The organism is Neolewinella agarilytica, assembly GCF_900110645.1.
Lineage (GTDB): Bacteria > Bacteroidota > Bacteroidia > Chitinophagales > Saprospiraceae > Neolewinella > Neolewinella agarilytica.
This window is the reverse complement of record NZ_FOFB01000012.1, coordinates 89,349-101,683: the sequence shown is the minus strand read 5'-3', so window position 1 is coordinate 101,683 and position 12,335 is coordinate 89,349. Positions and strand designations below refer to the sequence as shown.

Here is a 12,335-nt window from a genome sequence, read left to right as displayed (position 1 = left end):
TTGCAATAGCCCCCGGTCCCCGAGGGGCAACCTCAATGACCGATAATTTAAATTCCACTGTACTATTACTAAAAGGCTGATGGTGGGGCCATTACCTCCAAAAGGAGTCCAGTTCTTCCCGGAGTACCTCGGCCTTAAAGCTTTGGGGCCACTTCTCATCCTCGAGCCTGGGCACAATGTCTTTGCCCAGGGCGAGGTCATTGACGATATTGTTCCAGCGCAAAAGTCTGAGACTTGGTGGGGCAAGGTTGGGGTCCTGCAAGCCTGCTTCGAACTCTAGGGCTGCCGTAGTATAGTCTTCTAATTTAAAGGAAGCATGGGGTAGGTAGAGCTTTGCGGAAGCAACGAACCCTTCCACATCAGCCAGTTGCTCAAAGTTGGCGTGTGCTGCGGGATAATCGCCTGAAAAATATTGTTCAATAGCGTTGTCAAACCGTAGCTGCCCAATGCTGTCAATGTCACCATTAGCACCAGCTACGCGGGTATCAGGTGGATCTTGAAAGTAGCGTTGTGCGACGGCCTCGTCAGCGTAGTACCCTTTTTTCTGAATCGCCAGGCCTGCGCTTAGTACAATGGCGGTAATAAGCGCAATCAACCCAAAGCGGATGCCCCTGACCCAACCACCTGAAGTTGGAGGCGTTGGCGGTGGTGGGAGCGTCTTGTCGTAGTCAAGCGTTGCCTGCTGAAGGGCCTTTACGCGTTGTCTTCGAAATCCTTCCTTAATGGTTCTGTACTCTTCTTCGAGAGCCGCCAGGCTTGGGTCCTGAGCAATCGCCTCCGCTACCAGAGCGGCTTCTTCCGGAGGCAATTCCCCCATCACATAGGCTTGTATTTGCTGCTCAGTCATTACGTTATTTCTTACCTCCGTTTAGGATGTCTTTAATTTTGGAGAGGCACCGGCTTATTCTTGTTCCTACAGAGTTAGTGCTCCAACCTTTTTTTTCGGCTATTTGGCGCTGTTTTAATTGGTCAAAGTACTTATACTTTAAAAGAGAACGGCAGTCCGGGCCCAATTTGTTGAGGGCCTTGGTCAATATCTTGTCGATGTCGTCACTGCCAAAAAGCTCGGCGAGGTTGTTCGCTTCAATAATATGATCTGTAAAATCATTGATATTGTTACGGTTCTCCGAAGGATTAATTGTTAAATCTTCCGGCGGGTCAATTTTTTGATCACGTTGGAAGGCATCTGCTGCTCTACGGACGAGAATTGTTCGGAAAAAGGAAAAGAGCTGGGCGGTATGCGCTTTGTCAGGGGAAGGTGGGTTTTTGAATAGACTAATCATTGCTTCCTGGTAAACGTCTTCAAAGTCAACGGCCTGGGTGGGGTATTTGCGTTCAATCACCTTTTGGGATGAAGCTTTGAAAGCAGTGGTGATGGCGTTGAAGGCGTTGTCTTTGTCTTCTGAAATAGCGACCAACAGGATATCTCTGGCGAAATAGGTTGCCTGGAGGGAATTGCTGTTTTCCTGAAACGGTCTTTTAGTAGATGCCTTATAGAAGGCGAGAAAAGTGTGCCACAAACTGTGCTTTACGGGGTGGGGGAGTGCCCCGGTTTGTACGGCGTCGATGAAGGTGGCAAATGCCTTGCTGATGGCTTTGAGTATTTCTTCTCCGTACCGCTTCTGTTCAGCTTCATACGCTAAGAGAAGGGCTCTGGCCCGGCGGTAAAATATTGCTCCGGGGATTGGGGTCCTGGCTACCTGAAGGTATTGAAACAGGGCGAGATCGTCCTGCATTGCGGGTTTTGTATTTGATGTTGGTGTGTTGCCAGCCACCGAGGTTCTTTTACCAAAGAAAAGAAAAAAAAGTCAGAGGCGGTCACAAAAGTAAAGGGATAAGAGATAGTAGGGTGAAAACAGACCTCGATGGATCTCCTCCGAGGTAGTTACTAAAACCTATTCACTCTTCAAATCAAATCCTTATGTACCCTCAAAAAAACCTGTGTGGCTTGCTTTTTCTGTTGGCGTTACTGCTAAGCAACGTTTCAAAAGGCCAAAGCACAGCACCTCTTCCAGTCCAGAATTTCTCCCCTTTCTCCCTATCCGCCTCTTTAGGTTACGACTACCCCTTGTTCGACCTTCCCTACAACGAGTTGAAATACCGGGGTGGCCACTATTTTGACGTTAAGGCAGATTACTTTTTCTCCCGTCATTTTGGTGGGCGACTGGTGTATGCTAATCTTCAAACGCGACCTGAGAGCCTGCTTCCAGAGGAGGTGTTTTATGCAGGTATGCCGTTCCCCGTAACGCGGCAGCAAAACAACTTGTCACGGCAATACGTGGGCATTGGTCCTAGCTACCGGACTTATCTGGGCCCTTCCGATTTTTCCTTCCAGCTTACACCAACGGTTGGTCGTAGCTGGTTGCGTGGCGGTGACGTCTATGAAGAAGCGAATGGTAGTCCGCAGCTCATTAATACAGGCTTCAATACCTCGGCATGGGCGGCTAAGCTTGACTTGGAGCTTAACTATGATTTTTCTCCTCGCTTTTCACTTGGCGTTAGCGTGTATTATATGCGCCACTTTCAGGTCCACTTTGACAACCAACTGGATGTTGGGCCTGGCGGTACGATGACAATCAGCCATGGAGAAAACGTCTACGATTCGAGCCCCAATCCTTACACGGTAAGGTCAGGCGCAGTACCAAACGTAGTTATGAATGATCCGGAAAATCCTGTTTGCGGAGACCTTTATTCTGTTGGTGGAGCCTTGACGATGCGCTATCGGTTTGGTGGCGCGCGCGCAGGAGCAAAGGAGGTTAAGGAAGAGATATGTACCAGCTGTTGTCCGAATGATGGGCACCGGCTCATCGTTACCGTCCGCGATGCGCCGACGCAACAGCTCCTTGCTGATGCTGACGTAGTGGTGAAGGATATGAACGGCCAGCCGGTATCTACCGGTACGACGAATGCCTACGGTATTGTCGAGTTTCCTGACGTCCCACACGGGAACTACGTCATTGAAGGCCGGCTCTACGGCATCGCTACCACTACCGCTTCCGCTGCAGAGGTTGAGTTCGGACCTGACGTCATCGTCCGTAAAGAACTCTTCTACGAAGACCTCCGCTTTATCCTCAAAGGCGTTGTGCGGAACAAGCGCGATCGTAGCCCGGAGCCCAACGTGATTGCGCGGTTGACGAGTGAGCGGACGGGCAGCGTAGCTCAGGACAACACCGATGGTGGCGGAAAATTCAAGTTTCAGCTGGATGGTGGAACGGATTACACCGTCGTTGGCAGCAAGCAAAATCGCTTGTCGGATATCGAGCGCGTCTCTACTATCGGGTTGGTGCGCAGCACCACACTCTTCGTGGAGCTTGAGCTCGGTGTCGATGATTTCGACTGTACCCACAATGCGGTACTTGACATTAAGTACAACCTCGACAAGTGGGATATCCTTACCGAAGCCCGCTTTGAGCTCGATCGCCTCGTGCAATACCTCAAAGACAACCCGAGTGACCGGGTCGAGCTAGGCTCTCATACGGATAGCCGGGGCACGGAGGGCTACAATCAGAACCTGAGCGAACAGCGGGCTGGTAGTGCCGTCAATTACATCATCGGTAAGGGCGTCAGCCGGGACCGCATCCTGGCCCGTGGCTACGGAGAAACGCGTCTGCTTAACCGTTGTGCCAACGGGGTGAACTGTAGCGAGAGCGAACACCGCATCAACCGCCGTACCGAAGCGAAGCTGATCTGTAATTAATCATTTAAACGCTAAATCCCCATTCGCGGAGAAGTTGCTGGCACTAACCAGTAGCTGGTACTTCTCCGTTTTTCATCCCAATTAAAAAACCTTAGCTATGAAATTTTTGAAATACCTCACCCTTGTATTCGCTTTCTTCTTCCTGGGCTGTGAACCTTGTGATGAACTTACCCTGGAAGTCTGCGGCGGTAACGAAGGACCGCCGATGGTGGATCTGATCATCCTTATTGATCAGAGTAGTTCTATGGGAACCATTGCCAATACCATTAGTAACGCCGCAGTTACGGCACTTGATTCTGCTAAAATGGAGTGTCCAACGGATTTAGTTACCCATTTTTTGGCAGTAGATGGCACCTGGCTTGGAACGGTGTTCAATACAAGTCACCGTCAGTTTATTTATACTGCTCAGGGAACAACTGTTCCGTTAGCTAGTGATGTAGTTCCTGTAGGCTACACCACTGAGCTTGGAGCCCATGCAATTGAGGACCTGTCCAATTTTGCTCCGTGGCGAGAGGGAGCTTGCCGGGCCATCTTTTACATCAGTGATGAAGAACTGGATGGTTCGGATCCTCAAGGGGATTTTGCCAACGAAACTGCCGCGACAAAAGACGCAATTGCGAGTGCAATTGCTAATGAGGTCACGGTATTTACCAATTTCATTGATGTGCAGAACCTTGGAGCCAGCATTATGCAGAATTATGATGATCTGACAGGGCAAACAGGTGGCTTTAATCTGGTGACGCCAACTCGTTCAGCGGTTACCTCTCAGCTCTATATTGACCTGATGCCGCAGATTGTTTGCAACTCCTGCAAGGCTTGTGAGCTTAGTCAGCTGATGAATGCTAATTAAGTCAGATTCTCGGATAGTTTTTTGACCGGCCAGGGAGGTACATTTTACGGAAAGTGCCTCCCGATAGCCGGGAGGTATTCCCTCTAATTAACCCATAAATCAAGCATCATGTACCGTATACTTTTGAGTATCAGCTTGCTGGTGTTTAGTTGCACTTTTGCTCCTCTGGAAATGCTCTCCCTGTCTTCTGCAACCACCCGTTAAACTTACCTATAAACGTCAACACGAGGGTGACCAACGCGGACGGCTATTGCGTTGACGCCTTTTAATACCATCACTGATGAATACTTCTATATTTCGGGTGCCTGGCACCCAGCTGCTATTGCTTTGCCTGCTCCTATCCTGTTTTGGGTTGAGTGGACAGTCCAACGCTCTCCATTTTGCTGGAGGGGATGACTCGCTGGCCGTACCAATCTCGCAACTTTTACCGTCGGATCTAGACACCATTTCCGTTGAGTTTTGGTATCGGGGCGAAAGCGACCCGCAGCAGATAACCACCCGGAGTTTGCTTAGCTTGAGTAACGCTTCTGGAACGATCGAACTGTCCTTATTCGCAAACCAATTGTCCCTCGCCCGTGGAGATGGGAGCGGTGGATTAAACGAGCCGTTGAGCTTCTACGGCCCCGTACCGTCGAACAGCTGGCAACACCTTCGTCTTGATGTTATCGGGGACAGCCTGACCATTTATATGGACTGCATCCAGCGCGATCGCTTGTTTACCGGGCTTACCGGGCCGGTGGAAAATATGTGGCTGGGTGGTGAGACTGTTACGGGGTTTACCTTCGCTGAGTCTTGGGTCGGCGAGGTGGAGTCCTTTAAAATATGGACAGGTCCACGACGTTTTGCCAACAACGTATGTGTGCGAGAGTACTGTGTTCCGGATGTCACTAATCCGAATCTTTTGGTGTACTACGACTTCAATCAGGGCGCGGCCGCAGGTGCCAATACGGGTATTGGAGCAGTGGAGAACCGGACACTCACTCCCGGTCTGGACGGCGAGCTCTACGGCTTTACCCTGAATGGGCCTACCAGCAACTTTGTGATGTCAACCGCCCCGTTAGTGGGGGAAGCATTGGTGAATCTGCCCTTCGAAATCCGGGATTACCCGTACCGGACGATGGTGCTGGACTCGATCTGTAGCGGAGACCCGGTGACCTTTTGCCTGGGTCCGGACGGCCCGCCCGGAGGACTTCCCGGCCCGGTCGCCGTTGATTGGGAATATTCGGATGATGGCGGTACGACCTGGACCGTAGCTCAGATGCCACCATTTACAGACTTTTGCTTCCCGGTACCTCCGAACTTTCTGACGGCCGATTGTGCGACCAATGCGCTGGGCTACATTGACCGTCTTTTTCGGGCACAGCTTCTGGTCTTTGACCCGGTTTCCGGAACCAGCTGTGACTACCTGAGTGAGACGGATACCCTACGGATACGTTGCGCGGTTACGGACCCGGTGGTGACGATCGTACCGGGTGGTCCTTTCTGTGCACAAGACACCGCTTTGTTGGAGGTGGAATTGCAGACGGCTCACCCCTGGCTTAACTCGTCGGGGACTGATACGGAGATTGTTTGGACCTTATCTGCTACGAATGAGCCAACGATTACGCTTGCTACTCCGCCGAACGCCACAACGTTCACCTATCCTTTCCTTGCACCTGCGTTGAGCGCCCAAAAAACCTTTACGTTTACGGCCACCATTACGTCCTGTGCCGGAACGGTCAGCTTCTCTGCTGGAGTAACCGTAGATCCGGAACCAATTGCGGGGGATATTATTGGCCTGCCTTCGGGCAACCCGCGCAACTTAACGGAGCTCTTCCCTCCTGACAATCCGGTGTACGACATCTGTCCTGGAGAGGATGCTACGATAGGCGTTCGGCCCTTCCTGGAGCCGATGTTTTGTATTCCCCAATGGCAATACACGTTTGATTTGAGTGGGACGGTAGTCTGGCAGGACCTTGGATTCAGCAACTCCTCCCAGAACACGAATATCCTGCCTACGAGTCAGTGGCCAGGCGGGGCGGATCGTATTTACTACCGCTACCGTTGTGATCCGGAGAACCAGCCTTCGGGCTGCGAACCAGCCTTTAGCGATACGTTGGAAATTCGTCTTCGGCCATTGCCTGTCGTCCCTCAAATCGTTGGCCCTGCGGAGATTTGCCTGGGGGATAATACAGTGCTTACCCTGGTTAATCCTGAAGCGGGTATTGATTACTACTGGTACCATGACGGGCTGTTGGTTGCTGGCCCAACCGCTAGCTATTCGGTTGATACCAGCGGCAACTTTCAGGTAGTGGCGGATAACGGTTGTGTACAAACCGAAGGCCCCTTGTTTCAGATAGATGAAATTGAAGTAGTACCGGTGATGAGTTGTCCGCTTCAACCGAATGACTGTCTGAGGCCCGGAGATGAGGTGACGCTGAGTGCCTCAGCGTCGTTTGTGGTCGACAGGCCAAATGCAACGCTGACTTATAGCTGGTTGGCCAGCTCCGGTGAAGCGGGAACCGGGCAAACCTTCACCTACACGGCGCATCCGAACACGACTCCTCCGCTGACACCGACGACCATTACGCTGACGGTAACGGACAGTACAACGGGCTGTGCAGTAACGATTTCCCGAACGATTACGCCTTGTGGAAACCGCTTCTAAAAAAACGAGTGGTAGGTGCGGTGCTCTTATTGGGGGTTTCGCTTGCTGCTGCCTTAAAAAAAACGATATAATGAAACACCTTATAATTTTTGCCTTCCTTTTGCTGGGAATACACGCGGTAAGCGCGAAAGATATTTCAACCGTCGTGCTACCAACTTACGGTAGTGAATATGGAGATGAGAAACCAGAGAGCGCCGTTTCGGTGATTATGGGGCTCAGCGTAGAGGACGATGGCTGTGACGGAGTTTATGATTCATCCCTTGACCAGCTTGGTGTAGGCTTTGTTTTCTACCTGCTGGATAACGCTACGGGAAATATCATTGCTACTACACAGAGTGATGCATCGGGTAGATTCGAGTTTACTAATCTGATGGCGGGGGACTATACCGTTCGCGCAGAGCAAGCGTTTGGTTGGTTTTCAACACCCATTTCGGTTACGGTAGGGGCTTCGGGAGTGCAATCGATTACCTATTTCAATTGCAGGCTTGAGTTCCCGACCGTAGCTACCTGTGTATACGGTGACACAACGGCTGGCCCTGCGAATACGCATAACGAGAAGGGGTTCGCAATTGCCTCTTCAGGCGGCCTTTTTTCGACTCCGTATACCCATATGTTCTCCAGTGTAAACACCAACGCCGGGGTAGTTAGTGACGAGGATATTGTTGGTAAGCGTTGGGACAATGCAACCAATAACATTGATCCTATTGCTACGCTTAATGACTTTGTTGATAGCGATCCGGGAGAGCACAGGATTGAAAACCTTCAAGTCGTAAAAACCGATATGCCCTGCCATGGAGGCGCTTTTGCAGGTGTTGGTACAGTCAATAATGGCGTTAACAAAGATGTATTCTATACTGAATACAACACCAATGGGCTAATGACTTTTTACACGGATGTAACGAGTACGGCTGCTCCGGACCAAGAAGTTGTACACGAGCTGATCAAAGCAGATAACGATGAACTTATTTGGGTAGGAACACAAAGGGCTGCTTCTACTTTCCCGAATTTCAATGAGTTGATGTTGTCCCGTTTAAACAGCTGTACGACTCCGGTAACAAACGTTGTGTTCGGTTTCCGGGATAACACGGGCCAGGTGCCAGTTACGGGACGCTCTGTATTCTCACTCGAAACCCCTTTGCCTGGGTACCCTGATGCGAAATACGCTGTAACCGGATCGATGGGTAACAAAGTTTACCTCTTTTTACTAGCTGCTGATTTTACCCAACGCCTGACCAAGGCATATGATATAGACGGGGACGGGAGTACTGAAGAAGAAGGTATTCGTATTCGGCGGATAGGAGATGAGCTGGTTATTCTTGGGAATTCCTTACAGAGAGGTCCCCTTGGATTTCTGCAAGAACAAAAATTATTCATGCTGAAATTAGGCTTTTCGGGGCAGCCAGGTTTGCCAGTGGTACTTACCAATAAGCTATATGATTTACCTGGCGGTTCAGAAGAAATTGTGGATGCTGAAGTCGATTTCAATGGTGATCTGATCTTGACGGGTACCTCAGCGTTGCTTAACGTGGGAGTAGTTAACGTTGGTGCTCCTGAAAACCAAAAGACATTTCTGATGGGGTTAGACCCTTTTGGAAATCAATTGTGGCTAAACCAAGTCTTATTGTCAGAAGGCTCGGAACCGACGGATTTACTGCTTGGCGGAATCTTTAATGGTGGCATCCAGGTGACGGGTTCATGCTGGACAAACGAGCTGATCAATAACGGCGGGATAATTGTTAACACACGCAAGTTTGATGAAATGCTCATTCGGGCTGATTTAAGCGGAGCGTTAGCGTTTAATAGCGGTTGTGCCAACTCTTTGGTTGCTTCCGTAACGGAACCGAGCTCGGTGGTTAGTGATTTTATTGCAGACGCGGATACGCCTATGTTCACCATTATAGATGGTGGGATTAGTACTGATGAATACTTTACGAAAGCGGAAAACTGCCGGGAGAGAGATGTGGATGATTTTTCTTGTGCGGAAGATCTTCGACTCTCCTTCGCAAATCAGGAAACGGATAGTTTATGCTGTTTTCAGTCAGCGTATTTCAACGACTCTCCTGTTCCGGTTTATGAACTGTGTCTGAAAGTCAGTGGCTCAGTTATGTTTACGGACGTTTTCGTTGAGCCAACGTTCAGCACCAGTGTTAATGCTGCGGCAAATGAGATCAAAATCCGTAGTGCGACGGGGCCAGCTTTGCCCCCCGGCGAAATTCTGGAAGCCATCAATTTTTGTGTACTTGGCGCTGGCGGCTCGTTTGGAATAAATTATTTCTGGAAAGACATCAATGGGGACGTTATCTGTGAAGAAGGAGAAGAGCTGGAAAGCTGTCCTGAAGGTTGCGAAGCGGATTTCAGTTGGACCTTAGAATGTGGCGACCTTCAACTTGACGGAATTGCTAATGGCAGTGGTCTATTTACCTACGAATGGGACATCAACTGTGATGATCCGGCCATGCCGGAACTGACGGGTCAATCGGTTAGCTGGACTTTAACGACGGGGACTTACGATATCTGTCTTAAGGTTACCAATGAAGCTACCGGCTGCACGGCCACGGCCGAACAGCAAGTGACTTTTGAAAATGAACCGCCCGTGCTCACCTGTCCGGATACAACGGTAATACTTATTGCTGATGCCGGAGAATGCTATGCCACGCACGATGCTATTTTTTCGGTAATGGATGATTGTAATCCGAACCCCACTGTATTTTCGTTTACCTGCAATAGCGGTAATCGTGTTGCTGGTAATGCGGCACAGGTACTGAGTACGCATCAGATACCGGTTGGGACGGATTGCGTTATTGTTAATGCCCGTGATGGTTTTGCCAATGGAAATTCACGCTGTAGGTACGAGGTTTTGGTACTAGATCAGGAGGCTCCGGCTTGCCCGTTCCCGCCTACCTTCACTGCCCAGACCTCCCGCTGTGGCGATGGGGTAGAAGCTAGTTGGCCGGAAAATTTCTTTGATGACAACTGTACTGGTGAGATCACTTACAGTTACGATCCGACGGGCCCGGGTAATGGAGACTTCTTTCCCTTAGGGACTACAGCGATTACTGCTTTTGGCACCGATACATCGGGCAACAGGGGCGAATGCCTGGTTAACGTAGTTGTAGAACGTGGCTGCGGAACGCCGGGGCAGGCGGAGTTGAAGTGCCGGGAAGGAGGCTACGTATTGGAGGTGCCTTACAGCAACGATTCTGGTAGTAGCAACGCAGATTGTTCTTTTCAGGCTACCATCAATCACCCGGCTTTCCCCGGGAGTTATCCGGGAAATGGATCGGCGATTCCAGGGATGGTTGTTTTCTTTTTGACTACAGATGAGTTGATTCTTGACCCCTTTGTCACTTTCAATATGACGACGGTTTGTCAATGCGACGACGGTGCATTTTCGCGTTGTAGTTATGGTTTGAACGCGGAGGTAGAATGCTGTCTGGAGCTCCACATCCCCGATACGGTGATTTGTGAGACCCAAACCTTTTTGGAGGTGCCGATCATTGACCTGACGGGCTTGACGGGAATCACGCAGGTGCGCTATTACGTTGCGGATGCCGGTGCTGGTTCCTTTGGCACGCCACTACAGATCACTAACGGTTACCAGCCCTTAGACCTGGCGCCAACTTACCACACGGGGAATATTGTCGTGTATGCAGAAGTTGATTTTGCGGGAAGCGCCTGTACAACCGTGACGACAAATGTGGCCAATATTCAGCGTTGCTCACCGGTGACGGGTTCCGTGCCTGCTCAGGAATACTGCTTTGACGGAACGCCCATTCAACCGGACACACTTCGATTGACCCTGAGCGGAGGAGACCCGACTCTTTGTGGCGACAGCATCCAGTGGTACGACCCTGAGGGGGTATTGATTCCCGGCGCTACGGGGCTTACTTACCTTCCGGGAATATTGTCATTACCAACAGGCACGATGGATTGTGACCAGCGCTTTGTCTATACGGCGCAAATTACTTCAGTTTGTGGTACTACGACAGCGACGGCCGAGATTCGCCTATTCAACGAAAACGATCCGGTCGGGGAGCTTACGCTGGACCCTCTGGACGATAATCCGCTGTGCCCTGGAGAAGACGCTATTCTGCACTACGCACCGGCGTGTACCGGAGACGACATGATGTGGACCTGGTGGGAGAGTACGGACGGAGTCAACTACGTACAAATAGTGGAAGCTGGCAGCCAGAATCCGGTGTATTACACCAACCGTTTGTACGAAGATACTTGGTTTCAGGTCCGGAAGCAGAGCGGCGTTTGCGCGGAGGATTTGATTACGCTGTTTCTGGATATTCGGGAGGAGCTGACATTGATAGGCTTCGATGCTGCTTTTGATGATGTTTGTCTGCCGAGTTCAGTGACCCTGTCGGCTCAGGTAAATTTCCCCGCCGACTGTCCGCAACAAGTGTTGAGTTGGTACCGGAATGGTGTTTTATTGGCGACGACGAACACGCTTTCTTACCTCTACGTTCCTGCTGCGGGAGAGGAGGTCGCTGGCAACTACGAGGTGTTAGTGGGCAGCCCCTGCTGTGATCAGGAAGTACGTTCTTCGGTGATTTCCCTTACCGGGCCACCGACCGTTGCTATTGCAGGGCCTTGCTTTATCTGTAACAGTAACCCGGCGGAACTCGCTGCCGTTATTGAGGGGGCAACAATTGCCGACGTGAGTTTGCAGTGGTACGCGGACGGGATGATGCTTCAGGGAGAGACCGGAGCTACGCTTGAAATATTTGATCACACGGGGGATGTGTATACTCTTGAAATGACCGATGCTAACGGTTGCGTTAGCCAGGCGTCGTTTACGCCATATGAGCGTTGTTTCATCGTTGGGGTAGACGATCTGCCATTGATTGAAGCCAGGGTGTTTCCTAACCCCGCTAGTGACCGGTTGTTTTTGGAAATGATGCAGCCGGTCTCTTTTCGGGAACTGACCTTGTATGATGCTTTGGGACGGCCAGTCCGGCAGGTTTCGGTTGAGTTACCTCAAGAGCGGATTGAGGTCTCGCTGCAAGGCCTTGCAGCAGGCGTCTACTTCCTGCAAGGGTTTACGGAACAAGGGGTTCTGCGGAAAGAAGTGGTGGTAGAGTAGCTGTTGGTTAAGTCTGAACACTTCCAACCTCAACCACTATTAGGATTGG

Annotated in this window: 6 protein-coding genes; 4 read left to right on the top strand and 2 right to left on the bottom strand. The window is 50.7% G+C overall.

From position 1 onward, the window contains the following. Positions 1-91 precede the first annotated feature (91 nt). Complete coding sequence (locus BM123_RS12090) at positions 92-847, bottom strand: anti-sigma factor family protein (protein WP_090168827.1); 756 nt, start codon at positions 845-847, stop codon at positions 92-94. A 4-nt stretch (positions 848-851) separates the two neighbouring features. Continuing rightward, positions 852-1,736 (bottom strand): RNA polymerase sigma factor, encoded by an 885-nt coding sequence (locus tag BM123_RS12085; RefSeq protein WP_090168825.1) that lies wholly within the window; start codon positions 1,734-1,736, stop codon positions 852-854. A gap of 185 nt (positions 1,737-1,921) precedes the next feature. Between BM123_RS12085 and BM123_RS12080 the strand changes: the two genes are divergently transcribed. The 4 genes from BM123_RS12080 (at position 1,922) to BM123_RS12065 (ending at position 12,286) form a co-directional block, all read left to right on the top strand. Beyond that, entirely contained in the window at positions 1,922-3,697 is a 1,776-nt protein-coding gene (locus BM123_RS12080; protein WP_090168823.1) for an OmpA family protein, read from the top strand. A 97-nt stretch (positions 3,698-3,794) separates the two neighbouring features. Beyond that, positions 3,795-4,547 (top strand): hypothetical protein, encoded by a 753-nt coding sequence (locus BM123_RS12075; protein WP_090168821.1) that lies wholly within the window; start codon positions 3,795-3,797, stop codon positions 4,545-4,547. Between the two features lie 280 nt (positions 4,548-4,827). Next, the gene (locus tag BM123_RS12070; RefSeq protein WP_139211861.1) at positions 4,828-7,194 is read left to right on the top strand and encodes a LamG-like jellyroll fold domain-containing protein; all 2,367 of its coding nucleotides are present in this window, start codon (positions 4,828-4,830) and stop codon (positions 7,192-7,194) included. A 70-nt stretch (positions 7,195-7,264) separates the two neighbouring features. Beyond that, the gene (locus tag BM123_RS12065) at positions 7,265-12,286 is read left to right on the top strand and encodes a T9SS type A sorting domain-containing protein (protein ID WP_090168817.1); all 5,022 of its coding nucleotides are present in this window, start codon (positions 7,265-7,267) and stop codon (positions 12,284-12,286) included. The last annotated feature ends 49 nt before the right edge of the window (positions 12,287-12,335 follow it).

Bases quoted from the DNA above. Each gene is read 5' to 3' on its own strand.
- BM123_RS12090 (WP_090168827.1), bottom strand. From the start codon at position 847: ATGACTGAGCAGCAAATACAAGCCTATGTGATGGGGGAATTGCCTCCG.
- BM123_RS12085 (WP_090168825.1), bottom strand. From the start codon at position 1,736: ATGCAGGACGATCTCGCCCTGTTTCAATACCTTCAGGTAGCCAGGACC.
- BM123_RS12080 (WP_090168823.1), top strand. From the start codon at position 1,922: ATGTACCCTCAAAAAAACCTGTGTGGCTTGCTTTTTCTGTTGGCGTTA.
- BM123_RS12075 (WP_090168821.1), top strand. From the start codon at position 3,795: ATGAAATTTTTGAAATACCTCACCCTTGTATTCGCTTTCTTCTTCCTG.
- BM123_RS12070 (WP_139211861.1), top strand. From the start codon at position 4,828: ATGAATACTTCTATATTTCGGGTGCCTGGCACCCAGCTGCTATTGCTT.
- BM123_RS12065 (WP_090168817.1), top strand. From the start codon at position 7,265: ATGAAACACCTTATAATTTTTGCCTTCCTTTTGCTGGGAATACACGCG.